13 protein-coding genes are annotated in these 16,294 nt (G+C 48.1%); 7 read left to right on the top strand and 6 right to left on the bottom strand.

The features are described 5' to 3' along the window. Positions 1-5 precede the first annotated feature (5 nt). On the top strand, positions 6-3,464 hold the full coding sequence (locus WC647_02765) for an IscS subfamily cysteine desulfurase (protein ID MFA6221217.1): 3,459 nt from the start codon (positions 6-8) through the stop codon (positions 3,462-3,464). A gap of 82 nt (positions 3,465-3,546) precedes the next feature. Continuing rightward, on the top strand, positions 3,547-4,542 hold the full coding sequence (egtD, locus tag WC647_02760; protein MFA6221216.1) for an L-histidine N(alpha)-methyltransferase: 996 nt from the start codon (positions 3,547-3,549) through the stop codon (positions 4,540-4,542). Between the two features lie 403 nt (positions 4,543-4,945). Here egtD and WC647_02755 read toward each other — a convergent pair whose 3' ends face one another. Both WC647_02755 and uvrC read right to left on the bottom strand, forming a co-directional pair. Beyond that, positions 4,946-5,341 (bottom strand): hypothetical protein, encoded by a 396-nt coding sequence (locus tag WC647_02755; protein ID MFA6221215.1) that lies wholly within the window; start codon positions 5,339-5,341, stop codon positions 4,946-4,948. 68 nt (positions 5,342-5,409) lie between these two features. Further along, positions 5,410-7,260: an excinuclease ABC subunit UvrC gene (gene uvrC / locus WC647_02750; protein ID MFA6221214.1), complete on the bottom strand. Its 1,851-nt coding sequence runs from the start codon at positions 7,258-7,260 to the stop codon at positions 5,410-5,412. 132 nt (positions 7,261-7,392) lie between these two features. Between uvrC and WC647_02745 the strand changes: the two genes are divergently transcribed. The 5 genes from WC647_02745 (at position 7,393) to porB (ending at position 10,854) form a co-directional block, all read left to right on the top strand. Next, entirely contained in the window at positions 7,393-7,797 is a 405-nt protein-coding gene (locus tag WC647_02745) for a hypothetical protein (GenBank protein ID MFA6221213.1), read from the top strand. A gap of 12 nt (positions 7,798-7,809) precedes the next feature. Then, complete coding sequence (locus WC647_02740) at positions 7,810-8,361, top strand: 2-oxoacid:acceptor oxidoreductase family protein (protein MFA6221212.1); 552 nt, start codon at positions 7,810-7,812, stop codon at positions 8,359-8,361. A gap of 63 nt (positions 8,362-8,424) precedes the next feature. Further along, positions 8,425-8,715, top strand: a complete 291-nt coding sequence (locus WC647_02735; protein MFA6221211.1) for a 4Fe-4S binding protein — start codon at positions 8,425-8,427, stop codon at positions 8,713-8,715. A 2-nt stretch (positions 8,716-8,717) separates the two neighbouring features. Further along, a complete protein-coding gene (locus WC647_02730; protein MFA6221210.1) occupies positions 8,718-9,881 on the top strand; it encodes a transketolase C-terminal domain-containing protein in 1,164 nt (387 codons plus the stop codon). A gap of 22 nt (positions 9,882-9,903) precedes the next feature. Next, on the top strand, positions 9,904-10,854 hold the full coding sequence (gene porB / locus WC647_02725) for a pyruvate synthase subunit PorB (protein MFA6221209.1): 951 nt from the start codon (positions 9,904-9,906) through the stop codon (positions 10,852-10,854). A gap of 68 nt (positions 10,855-10,922) precedes the next feature. On the opposite strand, the gene WC647_02720 is transcribed toward porB, so the two are convergent. The 4 genes from WC647_02720 to ilvC all read right to left on the bottom strand — a co-directional run bounded on the left by WC647_02720 (position 10,923) and on the right by ilvC (position 16,267). Continuing rightward, positions 10,923-12,536: a (Fe-S)-binding protein gene (locus WC647_02720; protein ID MFA6221208.1), complete on the bottom strand. Its 1,614-nt coding sequence runs from the start codon at positions 12,534-12,536 to the stop codon at positions 10,923-10,925. A gap of 14 nt (positions 12,537-12,550) precedes the next feature. Further along, positions 12,551-13,480, bottom strand: a complete 930-nt coding sequence (locus WC647_02715; protein MFA6221207.1) for a respiratory nitrate reductase subunit gamma — start codon at positions 13,478-13,480, stop codon at positions 12,551-12,553. A gap of 273 nt (positions 13,481-13,753) precedes the next feature. Next, entirely contained in the window at positions 13,754-14,962 is a 1,209-nt protein-coding gene (locus WC647_02710) for an AAA family ATPase (protein ID MFA6221206.1), read from the bottom strand. 297 nt (positions 14,963-15,259) lie between these two features. Next, positions 15,260-16,267: a ketol-acid reductoisomerase gene (gene ilvC / locus WC647_02705; GenBank protein ID MFA6221205.1), complete on the bottom strand. Its 1,008-nt coding sequence runs from the start codon at positions 16,265-16,267 to the stop codon at positions 15,260-15,262. Positions 16,268-16,294 lie beyond the last annotated feature (27 nt).

Genomic DNA, 16,294 nt, shown 5'->3' with positions numbered 1-16,294 from the left:
CGGTATTGGCGCCGGCTGTCACGTCGCTTGTTGTTGAGGTTCTTGTGACCAAATTAACAAAGACTCGTGGGGTTGAGCGACAGCGTCGGGCATTGTGCGGCATCTGTCCGGCCGGATGCTGGGTCAAAGTAACCTATGATTCGGCAGGGAAGATGTGTAAGGCAGAGCCGGACGAGGACTCGGAACTTGGTATGATATGCGATCTGGGCCGGCAGTCGCCCCAGATAGTTTATTCGCCGGATCGGCTGCGTCATCCGTTGCTAAGGACCGGTCCAAAGGGTGGGTATGAGTTTAAACGCATTACGTGGGACGAGGCTTTTGAGATAATTGTCTCCAGGCTCAACTCCATTAAGGAAACTTACGGGCCGGAAGCTGCAGCCATATACACGGGTAGAGGAAGTTTCGAGCAGTCTGAGTGCGATGTATTCCAGCCTCAGGGAGTAGCGGTATCTTCGGCTTCGAGCGTCCTGTTCCCCTTTGGGTCGCCGAATACCCTGGGCGTGGGCGCCCTTTGCTATGTATCCTTTGCGATGATCGCTCCGCACGTAACCGCGGGCGGAATGATGATTAATATGTTCTCGGATCTGGAGAACGCTGATCTCATTGTCGTGTGGGGAGCTAATCCTGCGACCGACTGCCCACCTTTGGATTTCGCCCGCATCATGAAGGCCCGGCAGCGTGGCGCCGAGGTTGTAGTTATCGATCCCAGGCGTACCGGAACGGCAATCGCGACCGACGCCGAGTGGATCCCAATTAGGCCGGGCACTGACGGGGCCCTGGCGCTCGGCATGTGTCAGGTTCTCATCGAAGAGGAACTCTACGACGAGAGCTTTGTTCAGGACTGGACCCATGGTTTCAACGACTTCGCGAGGTATTGTCAGCACTTTCGCCCCGAGGTCGTGGAGACGATCACTAGAGTCCCTGCCGACACTATCCGGAAGTTAGCCAGGCGCATGGCCTCTGCACGGGGAGCCTCTCCTGTCATGTACAGCGGGCTGGAATACAGTGACAGCGGAGTTCAGGCAATTAGGGCCACAATGACACTCTGGGCGCTGGCCGGTCAGATTGACGTTCCAGGCGGTCGTTGCTTCACCATGCGGGAGAACCAATTCCCCATGAACAGGGGGGGACATCTTCCCAACCCGGACGTGAGAAAGGCCCTCGGCCGAGATCGCTTTCCTGTGTACAGCGCATACCGCGGGGAATCTCATGCCATTTGCCTTCCGGACGCGGTTTTGCACGGAAAACCCTATCCGATCAGGTCACTAATCATCGAAGGCGGCTCGATAATCACTGCGTGGCCCCAACCTCATATCTGGCGCGAGACATTGGCGGCGCTGGACTTTCTGGTATGCATAGATCGTTTTTTCACGGCCGATGCTGCGTATGCCGACCTGGTGCTTCCGGCGGCGACATATTATGAGATTGAATCATACATGGTGTACGGCCCACTTTTCAGGATCCGGGAACGTGTCGTCGAGCCTGAGGGTGAGGCACGCCACGGCTTCTTCATTCTTGCCGAATTGGCCAAACGCCTGGGTTATGGGCATCTATATCCTCAGACTGAGGAAGCGCTGCTGAGACATGCGCTGAAGCCGTCCGGGTTTACCCTCGAACAGGTGCGGGCAGCGGATGGCCTTGCTCGGGTTCCCACGGTGATGATGGAATACCGTAAGTGGGAAAAGGGCAGGCTGCGATCCGACGGCCGACCCGGCTTCGAAACCCCAACGGGTAAGTTTGAGATTGCTTCGACGATTCTGGAGGAACACGGCTACGACCCACTTCCGGTGTACACCGACCCGAAAGAAGGCCCCATGGCGCAGCCGACCCTTACGGAACAGTTTCCGCTGGTGTTTAGTTCCGGGTCCAGGGTCACCACTGATTTTCGTTCCCAGTTCCACAATGTTCCCGATCTCGTGAAGGTGCGACCGGAACCGACGGTCACCATAAATTCCAGGGACGCTCTGGACCGTAACATTGCCACCGGCGCTCTCGTCGAGGTGGCCAGTCCACGGGGCAGCGTCAGATTCAGGGCGTACGTTACCGACAACATCATGCGGGGTGTAGTCGACGCTAGCATGGGTGGAGGCGGACCTGTAGGGCCGCAAGCCTGGCAAGACTGTAATGTCAACGATCTGACCGATCTAAAGCGATATGATCCCATCTCCGGGTTTCCCGTATACAAGGCTCTGATGTGCGAAGTGTTCCGGATTGATGAAACTGGGCCAATAGTGGCCGGCGGTTGTTCCGAGGAACTTCAGTCGTTGGCGCCGACGAAGGGCGCCCAGCGAATGGCTGTCACGAAGCGGCGCATCTATCTGGACCACAACGCAACCACGCCGCTGGACCCGGAGGTCGCTAAAACAGTGGCCGAATGCGCCGATCTATGCTTCGGTAACCCTTCCAGCATTCATGGATTCGGCAGCGAAGCCAGATCCATCGTTGAATCCGCGCGGCGGCAGGTAGCTCAATTGCTCAACTGCACAGCGAGAAGAATAGTTTTCACGGGTGGAGGCTCCGAATCCGACAATCTGGCGATCAAAGGAGTCGCCTTTGCTCGCAGCGGACAAGGTAACCACATTATTACCACCGCTATAGAGCATCCTGCTGTCCTGGAAGCATGCAAGTGGCTGGAAGGCCAGGGTTTTAGGGTAACGAGGCTTTCGGCGAGCAGGGAAGGCTTAATCGATCCAGGTGATTTGGAAGCAGCGTTGACTGCAGACACTACATTGGTAAGTGTTATGGCCGCGAACAATGAAACCGGAGCTGTTCAACCCATAGCCGAACTCGCACGGTTGGCTCGAAAGCATGGAGCGCTTTTCCACACGGACGGAGTGCAGGCCGTCGGCAAGATTCCCATCGATGTCCGGCAGTTGGATATAGACCTCCTCACTTTGTCGGGTCATAAAATCCACGGGCCCAAAGGCGTCGGCGCCCTGTATGTTCGACAGGGGGTCACGCTCGATTCACTGGTTCACGGCGGTAAACAGGAACACGGTCTACGAGCGGGAACAGAAAACACCCCAGGTATCGCTGGGCTGGGCAAAGCCGCTGAGCTAGCGATTCAAAGATTCCCTGAAATGGATAGGATACGGAGTTTGAGGGATAGGCTGGAGGAGGGGATCAAGAGAATCGTCCCGGGCGCCAGACGTAACGGGCCACTTGAGGAGCGGCTTCCTAACACGGTTAACCTGACATTAGCGGGAATGCGGGGCGAGTCGGTTGTTCTTGCCCTGGATCATCGCGGAGTAGCTCTCTCTTCGGGGTCCGCCTGTAGGGCGGGCTCCCCGGAACCATCGCACGCCCTGCTTGCCATGGGACTGTCTCCAGAGGAAGCCCATTGCGCTCTCAGATTTTCGCTGGGCCTGAACAACACTAAAGAAGAGATCGACCATACGATCAATCTCTTGGGAGAAATTGTTAGGGATACCGCTGCTGGCGTCCGCTTCGTTCCTTGTCGCTAGTCAATTCAGATAGTGATGAAGCGTTGAAAGACCAGGTAAAGGCTTCGTGATCGCGACTGTTGAAAAGGAGCGTATATACATTATGCGAGCATCTTCTGCTTTAACGGGACTCACTGCCCCAAACCGGTTAGAGGAAGACGCTACCAACACAATGGCTTGCGATGTTCTGGCGGGTCTGAGGGCCCAACAGAAATACATACCAAGTAAGTATTTCTACGATGCCCGTGGATCGAAGCTCTTTGAACTCATCTGCAATCTTCCTGAATATTATCCGACGAAAATTGAACTGCGGTTGCTCTGCGATCATGCAAAGGAAATAGTCCGAGGGATAGGGCATGGCGATCTCGTAGAATTGGGATCCGGGGCAAACTGGAAAATCCGGACATTGCTCGAAGCCTTGGGACGCCGGGGTAGAACCAATGTCCGATATATGCCGGTGGATGTGTGCGCTTCAGCTTTGACGAAATCCGCGGCCGAACTGACAACCCTCTACCCGGAACTCAAAGTCAATGGAATTGTGGCGGATTTTACTTGCGACCTACATTGTGTGCAATCGAACCGCCCCAAGCTTGTTCTGTTCTTCGGCAGCACCATCGGCAACCTGAACGAGCGGGAAGCGTCGTCTTTTCTAAAAAGTGTGGCCGCGACTCTCAATCCTGGCGATCGTTTTTTACTCGGGCTGGACATGGTCAAACCGATCGAAATCATTGAGGCTGCTTACAATGATTCGCAAGGCCTCACAGCCGAATTCAACAAGAATATGTTGCTCGTCATCAATCGTGAGTTGCGGGCAAATTTTAAACCGGATTCCTTTGACCACGTCGCATTCTTTAATAGTGAAGATGAACGCGTCGAAATGCATCTTCGAGCCAACAGAGACATTTGGGTAGAAGTCAAAGCCATCGCTGCGTCCTTCGTCCTGAGAAAAGGGGAAACTATTCGGACGGAGATTTGCTGTAAATTCAGTCGGGATGGCGCAGAAAAGATGATTCGTGACGCGGGGATGAAAGTGAGTCGTTGGTACTCCGATCCGAGAGGTTGGTTCTCACTGCTCGAGGCTGTTCTGAGCCGACCATGACATCGCCGATTGGACAATGTTAATTAGGTCTGAGAGGGTATTAACGCTGAGGCAGCCGTCATTACCTCAGCAAACATAAGTTATCCCGTCCAAAAGAATAGCTGGCATAGAGCACACCACAAAAATTTAAAACAATATTATCTACAAATATTTGTCTGTAATATTAAATTACTAAACTATTTTTATATACCAGTCAGTTGAAATAAGTAGAGACTATTGTTTAAAAAAACTTGACAACATCTCAATAGCATGTTTGTTTGGGCGTCGAGATAATAACCCCTAATCCTTACTTTAGCCCGTTGCGTAACGGGCATTTTTTTTGGTATGAAATTCTGAATTACAGACTTCTACGAATAAAAGTCACAAAACCGACCATCATTTGTTTTCTTGAGCATCCTAACCCTCAATCATTTGGGTAAAAAAAAGATAAAGAAACAAGAGTAACCTCATCATCATTTTCTTGATACAGCCATGCCCCATTGTCACACCAATCATCGGGGGCTGATTTGTAAACATTCTGTCTATGAAAATGGCATTCTTCTCTTGATGGGTCATAATAAATACAATTTTTACATTCTACATCTTCGACATCAGTTACAAAACCAGAAGGTACTAATTCTAAACAAATTTGACGGAAATTAACGACGTTTCCCCTAAATGACCAGTCTCCTTCGCCACATTTGTTGTCTTTTCCGACTGGAATAGGAGGAAATTCCTTACAACATTGTCCTTCATCAAAAGAATCGCAATTTTCACAGATGACATCATAGAAAATTTCTACTGATTTTAATGCTTTCAAAATTTTTCGACTCCTATAAGGTAACTGGTCTTGAAAAATTGGATAATGACGCAAAGGCGCTCGCTGATTCAATTTGAAGGTTTTGTCGCCGACGGCCCGTTTGAATCCGTTTCCTCAAAATATTCCCTGATCCGTTTTACATCCCGGGCAGTAATGCTTGGGAGGCCTAGAAGTTGGTCGTCTGTTGCCTCCAAAACTCCCTTAAGACTTCCAAACGTTTTCAGTAAAATAATTCGTTTTTTTTCTCCAATTCCCGCAACGCTATCAAGACTTGAACGAAGGAGTGTTTTAGCCCTTCTTTTTGTGTGAAACGAATGAGCGTATCGATGCGCTTCATCACGGATTTTCATTATCATCAAGAGACAGGAATCCCCTCTGGGGAATGTCAGAGGATTTTTTCTGTTGGGCGCGAATATTTTATCTATGTCCTCGGCTTCTCTAGCCTTGGCGATCGATATCAGCGCCGGTCTGTTTTTCTGGGGCAGATCCTGCAAGCCGGCCACCGCAGCGTTAAGTTGCGATTTTCCTCCATCGATGACCAGTAAATCGCCCAAGGGATCATCATCCTTGTGGCTTACTCGTCTTGAGATGACTTGATTGATCATGCCCGGATCATCCTGATTTTCAAAGTCACGTATTTTGAACTTCCTGTACGCCGATTTTAGGGGCTTGGCATCCAGGAAAGCGACCTTAACGCCTACAGGCTCAGATCCACTAATATTTGAAATATCATAGCATTCGACCAACCTGAGAGGCTCCGATATCTTGAGCTTGACGGCTAATCGATCCATAGCGTTTTCGGCCGATTTCTTTTGCTTCTCTCTTTCCAGGGCCATCCTGGCGTTTTTCAGAGCCAGCCCGACGAGTCGAGCGGCAGTTCCCCGTTGTCCCACCCTGATTTTCACCCTCGAACCCTTCAGATCCGTTAGCCAGGACTCTATTATCTCCTGGCGCTCCAGCCTTGTTGGAACAATTATTTCCCCGGGTATCGCTGCTGAGTCGTCGTAAAACTGTTTAATTGAAGAGGTCAAGACTTCATGTTGTTCCAGAGTCGAACTTCTCACTATGTATGATTCTTCAGAAATGAGATTCCCTTTTCTGAATGACAGAATCTCAACCACAAAGGTGTTGGGCGGTTCTTCCAAAACAACTGCAACGTCTTCGTCCTTAAAATGGAAAAAAGAAACATTCTGTCTTTGTAGGGTTCGATCCACAGCGTATAAACGGTCCCTGATTCTTGCCGCCTCTTCGAATTTCAATTTTTCCGAGGCCTCTTCCATTTCTCGTCTGAGAGCCTTTATCACTTCCTCATTTTTGCCTTCCAGCAGTAGAGTAACGTTTTCCACCATTCTCCGATATTCTTCAGGATCAATTCTTCCCATGCACGGGCACAGGCATCTATTCATCTGACAATTTAAACATGGCCTCTTGGCTGTCGCTATCTGACGATCAGAACACTGTCTCAAAGGGAAAATCTTACGGATGAGATGAAGCGTAATACGAGCGTCTCTGGCTGACGAATACGGGCCAAAATATTTTTCGCCATCGGGTTTGATTTTCTGTGTTCTGATCAAGTTAAGCCTTGGATATTTATGAGAGATATTTAGCCGCAGTGAAAAATAAGACTTGTCATCCCTGAGATCAACATTGTATTTTGGTCGATGTTCCTTGATAAGGTTGTTTTCGAGTAACAGGGCCTCCTTTTCTGTGTTAGTCAGAATGGTCCTGATATTTGTGATGTGTTGAACAAGTAGCCTAACTTTGAGTCTTTCATCTCCACTCTTTGAGAAATAGTTCCTAACCCTGTTTCGAAGATTTGCGGCTTTACCCACATAAATGACCTTGCCGTTTCGGTCCTCCATCAGGTATACGCCCGGGCTGGTGGGAAGATTCTTCAAAAAAGACTCGTCTATAATCATGAAAGGCCTTTTATTTTATTAAGGTGGACCCAGGAAATCTGAATTATTAAATTGATCATGTGACCTATTTTTTGATAATAATTAAAATTTGGCAAACATAATGATGGTTAAGTAAAGGCTTCCGAAACCCAGATGAAAAAGAATCAGGATCGAAAAAACGCTGAAAGAAATTTTCTCAAAGACCGGGGAAGAATTACAAACAAAGAAATGGCAAAGAAAATGGGGGTGCATCCGGCGACTATCGCCAGGTGGAAAAAAGCCGACGAATGGGATCTCAAATTGATCCAGACAATATCTGACGAAAACGTTGTGGAAGCGGGTGAGGAAGATTTTTTCAAAGTTGATTTGAGACATCTGAACCTTTTGAATGAACGAATAGAAGTTCATCTTCAGAAAAAAGATCTGTTGAGTTCTGAAATACTCGATCTCTCACAGGCGAAACTTAATATAATAAGTTGTGTTGAAATCCTCAACGAACAGATAAAATCTTTTAATTTCAGAGAAGCGAGACTTAGAGATGACCCGGATTTTGACTAAGAAGGAGACAATATGATTGAGATGAGATTCCATGGCAGAGGGGGGCAGGGCGCTGTGACGTCCGCCGAATTGGTTGCCCAGGCTGCTATTAACACCGGAAAATTCGCTACGGCTTTCCCGAGTTTCGGTCCTGAGCGGCGAGGAGCGCCCGTGGTGGCGTTCGCTCGAGTGGATGACAAGCCGGTTCGATTAAGGTCCAAGGTTTATAATCCTGACGTCGTAATCGTTCTCGACCCCTCCTTGTTAGAAATTGCTAATCCTACGGAAGGTCTCAGCAAAGAAGGGATTCTGATAATCAATTCTTCGGAGAGTCCTGAGAACATTCGGAAACAGATTTCTTTTAAAGGAAGGCTAGCTGTAACGGACGCTACCAAAATAGCAAAAGAAGTAATCGGGCTGCCAATAACCAATACTACGATGGTCGGGGCTCTGGTCAAAGCGGCGAAAGTCCTAAGTGTGGATTCATTAATCGAACCCTTTAACAAACGTTTCGGTAAAATCGCGGCCAGGAATATTCAGGCAATGAAAAGGGCTTTCGAAGAGACGGAAATTTACGAAAAATAAGTGGCGGCGGGGTAAACCGACTGAAAATGAATCGCATAAATGCGTCTGTTAATGGAGGTGACTGTGACTAAACCTATGGAACAAATTAGCTGGCTTGACATAGAAGCCGGCTGTGTCATCACTGAACCTGGGAACGCGTCATGCTACCATACGGGAACATGGCGTTCGCAAAAACCTAATTATGATGAGAACATATGTATTCGATGCTGGAGATGTTTTGTTATGTGCCCGGATGCCGCAATCTCCCCCGATTTTGATAAGAACGTATTTGTCTGGAATTATGATTACTGCAAGGGATGCGGGATTTGCGCCAACGAATGTCCGGTAAACGCCATAACTATGGAGGAGGATTAGCGATGGGCCGTAAAGTAGGTGTCGAAGTTTCAATCGCTGCTGCGGACGCCGTTGGCCTCTGTGATGTCGACGTTGTGGCGGCTTATCCTATAACCCCGCAAACCCATGTGGTTGAGCATTTGTCTGAGTTGTGCGCTTCGGGAGAGCTTGATGCGGAATTCGTGCCTGTGGAGTCTGAACACTCTGCAATGAGCGTCTGTTGTGGATCATCAGCCGCGGGCGCAAGAACCTTCACATCGACGTCGGCGCAAGGATTGGCGCTGATGGCGGAAATAGTGTTCATAGCGTCCTCAATGAGGTTTCCTATTGTAATGCTCCTGGCAAATCGCGCCTTGAGCGCCCCTTTGTCTATTTGGAATGATCATTCCGACACCATGATGGTTCGTGACTCGGGCTGGATTCAAATTTTCTGCGAAAACGGACAAGAGGTTTATGACGCCATTTTCCATTCTTTCAGAGTGGCGGAAGATCCTCGGGTCTCTTTGCCGGTAATGATTAACGTAGATGGTTTTAACCTTACCCACGTGATAGAACCGATCGAATTCTGGAGTAAGGAAATGGTCGGGAAATATCTTCCCCCATTCAAGCCGTTGTACACTCTTCATCCCAGCAAAGTAGTATCCATGGGAGCATTTGGGATGCCGGAGATATACACTGAGGCAAGGAAGGCGCAGGACGAGGCCCTATGGAAATCATACCCGGTGATCAAACAAGGCTGGGATGAATTGGCGGAATTGACCGGCAGAAAATATTCGCCGGTTGAATGTTACAAAACAGAAGGCGCTGATACGATCATTTTGGCAATGGGGTCTATCTGTGAGACAGCTTCTCTGGCGGTTGATAAAATGAGAGAAGATGGCAAGAAAGTAGGGCTTGTGAAATTGAGATTGTGGAGGCCTTTACCTGTAGATGATATCAAAAAAGCCCTAAGAGGGGCCAAGGATGTGCTTGTGCTGGATCGGGCAGTGTCATTTGGAGCCGCAAACGCTCCGGTAACCTCTGAAATCAGATCGATTATGTATCACGAACCTGATCGACCCAATGTTCACAACATAATAGCCGGGTTAGGCGGGAGAGATGTCACGCCGGATCACGTAATCAAGATGGTGGAATCGGCTCTGGTAGACACAAACTACGGATACAACATTTTCGGTGTGCGAAGTTAGCGCCGCCTGATGGGAGAGCAATATGGCTGAGACTGAAAAAAAGAAGGTCATCAAACCAATTAAAAATTTCTCTTTGGAAGAATATATTAGCTCCGGTCATCGCGCTTGCCAGGGGTGCGCGGAGGTCCTCGCCGTGAGGCATGTGTTGAAGGCGATTGGGCCGGACATGATACTGGCCATGGCAACCGGCTGCATGGAGATAATCTCTTCTCCCTATCCGCTGACTTCCTGGAATGTGCCATGGATCCACGTTGCTTTTGAAAACGCGGCCGCAGTCGCTTCCGGTGTTGAGTCAGGTCTCAAAGCGCTCCGACGCAAGGGAAGAGTTCCCGACAAAGACATAACAATTGTGGCCATGGGAGGCGACGGCGGTACCACCGACATAGGTTTTCAAGCGTTGTCAGGAATGATGGAGCGTGGTCATAAGGTCATATATGTTTGTGTGGATAACGAAGCCTATATGAACACCGGTATTCAGAGGTCATCGTCGACTCCGTTCGGGGCAACCACCACAACGTCGCCAGCAGGGAAAAACGCCCCCGCCGGGCAAATGACGTGGAAAAAAGACATGGTAGCCATAGCGGCGGCTCATGGAATCCCTTACACGGCAACAGCGTGTCCTTCCTTTTTCACTGATCTTCAGAAAAAGGTTCAAAAGGCAAAGGAAATCCAAGGTCCTTCTTATATACACATTTTGTCTGTTTGCCCGACCGGATGGCGAATTCAACCCAACAAGGCCATTGAATACGGGCAACTTGCGGTTGATTCAGGCGTTTTTCCACTTTATGAAGTTGAACAGGGAATATGGAAACTGAACCGCAAACCTAAAGAACTCAAACCGGTGTCCGAATACTTCAAGGGACAGGGACGGTATCGCCACCTTGATGAAAGTCTGACCACGGAGATTCAGGAGAAGATTAATAGTAGATGGAAGAAGCTTCTTGATCAGTGCGGCGAGAAAACAGAGAAATAATTCTCAAGGCCCGGAAACAAAAAAGGTCGGTTCAAAATGAGCCGACCTTTTTCAATTTCTAACGAGGCCTAATCGTCGTCATCCTCATCCCCCGGCCATTCGAGGAAAGGTTTCTTCTGGTCGACCATTGCGTTGACCATCAATTCCACCATACCAGTGTACCAGATTCCGGTTTTTTCAAAAACCTCATAGCTCTCGAGCATGTCTCTAATCTGACCTTTACAGTTTGAGCATGGAGCGCAAACCATCTTTCTAATCGACGGGTCCATTTCTCCCTGAAACGCGTTAAGAATTTGACTCAATTTCTTACGGCCGGAGACAAGGCGTTTCCAATCAGGGAAGTTTCCGGAACTCATGATAGCAAAACCGGAACCACCGCCACAGCAATAGTTTTCTACTCCATGTGGCTCCATTTCTCTGAATCGTCCAGGAGGGAATATGGCGTTCAGAACTTCTCTTTGAGGCTTCACAATACCCATTAGTCGGACGACATTACAAGGATCGTGCAATGTCACAGGGAAGTCATTCTTGGACGGGTCGAACTTGATCTTTCCTGATTTGACGATTTCATTAAGAAGCGTGTAGGAACTTTCACGAGGTATCATTTGCGCGCCAGGTAGAAGCCTGTCGGCAATAACCGAGAGGGCCTTATGGGCGTGCCCGCATTCTCCGATAACAATCTTCTTGACCCCTAGGTCACGAGCTATTTCCAGGTGCTTTAAAGCCACACGGGCAAACTGGACGTCATCATACCAGAGCCCGTAATTGACAGCGTCATAGCCTGCCAACTCTGTGGACAGAGTATAATCTATGCCGGCGGCGTCGAAAAGTATGGCGAACGCCATGGGATTTTCAGGCCATGCCATGAATTCGCCGGCATTGTGAATCAGAAGAATCTCAGCTCCTTTTTTGTTCAAAGGAATCTTGATTTTCTTACCCGTTTTTTCTTCAATATCGTCCTCGAGGTACTCAATGATGTCGGCTACAGCCGCCGTAGTCATTCCGGTGCTGGATCCGAATTTCAGATGTTTTACAGATCCCTTTTCATGAATCTCAGGTCCTGCAATTCCCATTTCCTGGCTGAAAATCTTTCGGAGTTCATGATTCATCAGACCGTTGTCAACACCAACCGGGCACACGGACGCGCAGCGTCTGCAGAGTGTGCATCTATAAGATAATTCCGCAAGCCTGGCTACGGTATCCCAGTTCAGATCTATGTCGTGGCCTCTGAAATGGGCCAGGATATTTCCACCTTTGCTCAAATATTTCTTTGCTATCTTACGCACAACATCAGCCCGGAAAGTCGGTCTGTATATGTCTTTTCGCCCGCTCATTTCGAAGGCGGGACAAGCGTCTGCGCATGTTTGGCACTTGGCGCAGTATTCCATTGATAGCATGAGAGGCTGAAGGAAGGTCCAGTTATTCTCCTTGGTCATCAGCTTTCCTAAGCCGCTCAAAAACGCTTTTACAAGACGCTCTTCCTCTTCCGGGGTTTCGGGTTTGGGAAGAGTCAAAGCGCTTACGCCATCCAGGGAATGTTCCCATTTCTTTTTCTGCTCTTCCTTTAGAGGAGTTATCGGGGTTTCTTCATAATTCTCATACGGGTAGGGCAGGGGAGGCAGGTCCTCAGTATTTATAGTGACAAGTTGCTCTGTTTTCTTGGATATTTCTTCGGGTCTCATATTGGATCCTCCAATTATTTCTGATCTTTGTTTTCCCAAGGGTTGCTGGTGGCAACGTCAGCCCAATTCTTTTTGCCTCCCTCAGCCCCAACATGCGCCGCAGCCCAGGTAACGGGGTAGGCAAGATATTTCTTTATTTTGGAATCCATACCGGCGTCACCTTTGTTGGGATCATCATCCCACTTGACTTTGTCCCACATGAAATATTTTGAAACCATGTGTGTCATATGGGTAAACGGGAAGTAAGCCCAAAAACCGATGAACAGTAACAAATTCACAACATGAATCGCTCCCATGGGTTCAGTCATTGGGCCGAACGTTATCAGGCTTTGAAAGAAAGCTCTTGAAACTAGGAACCCTGGATCCTGGAGCCATACGATGAAACCCGTAACGAATAATAATCCAAGCCATATCAGATTCATGAAATCGATTCCGGCCGATACATCCGCCAGGCCTGAGTCTGTCATGCGTTTCACTGTGAGTCCAACAACTCCTATGGTTCCTAGAATGTAACCTGGAACAGCGAAAACGGTTGTCAGTGATTGAAGTAAGCTTGCCAACGCTGAGTTTTCAGGCGCCATTCCGAATATTTGGACAAGCGCTCCCAGCCCGAGAAAAACTAGTCCGCCAATGCAGAGATACAGTCCCATATGGAAAGGGAAGGACCAATACCACAGTGATCTGTTATCTTCGTGCAAAGCCCTGATGAAAAGTATTTCCGGGACCATAAATCTGTACTGAGCCATGTGGTCTATGTGGCGAGTCTTCTTCCAATGGTCTATTTCTTCATAAAATGACCCACCCCATTCCTTGCCCTCATGGGGTATTGGATATAGTTCCCACCGTACATGCATCGGCATCGTCGCATATTTCAACAGTTTTGCGGCGAATCCGATCACGAAAACCAGGCCACTCAAATAAGTCAAGATCTGCAAAAAGCCCATCTCAGCGCTCCTTTTTATGATTATGATTTAATCTTTGCCGGGTGTCGGTTTAGAAAGATATCGAACTTATTGATTAACATGTTCTTTATAATTCTGCTAGATGTTTCGTGTCAAAATGTACAATTTTCCGGAGTCGAAGTTTACGTGAGATTCTCCCGAAATGTCCCACACTGCGTTGTCTATCAGAATCTGGAATTGAATCAGGTCAAATGCTCGGATCGTCGAAGCAAAGCCCTTCACTTAGCTCTTCAAAGCTTTTAGTGAGGCCATCTGCTACTGATCCATCCCTTCCATTCCAGAATCGCGAGTTCCTTGTTCCTGTTTCTCCACATTTTTGAGATCAATTTCAGGAAGTGGCTCGTCGGCGAAATCAGCCCTGAAAAACTTTGCTACCCAATCACGGCCCCATGGGTCTTCCTCGAGAAAGGATCTCAAGTCCGTCACGCCTCCAAGATTACGAAGTTCAGCCCAACCATCATTTTCAAGCATCAGTGTTAATTCTTCAGGCGCGTTATCAGACCAGTCCACAAAATAGGGAGAATGGGAACTCATAAGTATTTGTTTATTCGGATTATCGTTCGCATAGCGATGCATCAAACCATAGAGCGCTCTGAGACGGTTAGGATTGAGAAATGTTTCCGGCTCTTCGATAAAAAAAATTCTCGGTTGATCCGGCAAATGAAATAGAGTGCAAAGCGCCAAAAAAACAAGAAATCCGTCTGACAACTGGGGTCCAACAAAATAGCCTGTTTTGCTTTTTTCCTCAACGCCTATGCCTACCTGACCAGGATCCCCGAGGTGTGGAGTGAAAATTCTCTTGATCCCGGGAACCGCTCTTTTGACCTCCTGAATGGTTTTATGGAAATTTTCCGGATAATTTTTTTCAAGATAATAAATCACGGCTGCAAGATTTTCACCGGTATGATCCAAAAGATAGGAATCCTGAACCTGGGAGGGTTTTTTGATTAGGTCTGGAACAAATCGATATCTTTTTATTTTTGACAGGAATTGAGCTACAGATCTGATTCTCTTTTCGGCGTCGTTCCACGCATGCCCCTTCCTCATCTGGGCCATCTTCGATTCTCTAGCTTTCACGTCATTAATTGTAAAGAGTATTTCACCTTGAACTTCCTGAAGTGTTTCTTCCTTGATCAGATACTCATTTCTTCTTATTTCGGAAAAAATCAGGCGATAGGTGTAATTTATTCCTTCTACTTCCAAGGTTATCTCAAAGTTGAGATCAATGTCTTGATTGTCTACCGTATCTCTCGGCTTTCGACTCAAAGTCTGCCGAAAGGTAAAAGGACCTGGACCGAATGCGCTGCTGAAAGGACCCGAAGACAGAAAACTCAACATGAGCAGGAAATTGCCCAAATTTGACTTCCCTGTTCCGTTCGGCCCAATAAATATGTTCAGGGGCTTTACTTCAAATTCGGCTTCCTTGAAGTTTTTAAAATTCCTGATTCGAATACTCTTGATCATAACTGGAAAGAGCCTTTCTGAAAAAAGTTTTAGTACTTGCGTCGAAACACTTCAACCTCCATAAATTCGCACGATCAGACGCGTCACAAAAAGTTCACTACGCCTCTGCGAGGGTCATGAATCATCAAACAAAAAAGATTTATCGCGGCGCCGAGTCCTGACTCAAAAAAAGAGATGCGACACGCGCCTTATTATAATTTGGTTTTGTAAAATCCTGTGTTCGGAAAGGGCAGGGTCTAACTTACCGTCCCTGCCCGCGCTAAATAATTGGACCCCACGAAAGGCGCCAATATTAGATCATTTTTCTTCCAGGCCCGACGAGATCCAACTCATCATTGACCTTAATTCGCCGCCTACTTTCTCAATCGGATGTTCTTCTCCGAGTTTTTCTTTGGCCCTAAAAACGGGTCTGCCGGCGGCATTCTCAAGAATCCACTCTTTAGCGAATTCACCTGAACGGATCTCATCTAAAATCTTTTTCATTTCCTGTCGTGTTTGCTCTGTCACAATTCTGGGGCCTCTTGTCAAGTCCCCATATTCGGCTGTATTACTAACTGAATAACGCATCCTCCCTATCCCGCCCTCATAAATCAAGTCAACTATTAGCTTTAATTCATGAAGACATTCAAAATACGCTATTTCAGGCTGATAGCCAGCCTGGGTCAATGTCTCAAAACCCGCCTGAATCAGAGCTGTAACGCCACCGCACAACACAGCCTGTTCTCCAAACAAGTCCGTCTCGGTTTCTTCACCAAAACTGGTTTCTATCAGCCCCGCTCTTGTGGCCCCAATCGCCCTGGCGTAAGCCATGCCGACTTCTCTACATTCTCCGGTGGCGTCCTGATATACCGCAAGCAAAGCCGGCACGCCGAAACCAGTCTTATACATTCTGCGGACCAGGTGCCCAGGCCCTTTAGGAGCCACCATGAAAACATCCACATCGGACGGCGGTTCTATCTGACCAAAATGAATGTTGAATCCGTGAGCGAAAACCAAAGCCTTCCCCTTGCCTAGATTCGGCTGGATTTTTTCCCGATACACAGCGGCCTGGAGTTCGTCAGGAACTAGAATCATTATAATGTCGGCCTGTTTTGTGGCCCTATCGACTTCCATCACTTCCAGACCGTCCTGATTGACTTTATCCCATCTACGGCTCGATCTATGCAATCCAACAATAACTTTTACGCCGGAATCGGACAGATTGAGGGCATGCGCGTGTCCCTGGCTGCCATAGCCAATAATGGCGACTGTTTTGCCCTGTAAAAAAGAAGGATCCGCGTCCTGATCATAATAAATTTTTGCCAAAGCTCTTCTCCATTATACTAAATAATC

This window comes from Desulfomonilaceae bacterium (assembly GCA_041662605.1).
In the GTDB taxonomy this organism is placed as follows: domain Bacteria; phylum Desulfobacterota; class Desulfomonilia; order Desulfomonilales; family Desulfomonilaceae; genus CAJBEZ01.
This window is presented reverse-complemented; position numbering and strand designations above follow the sequence as displayed.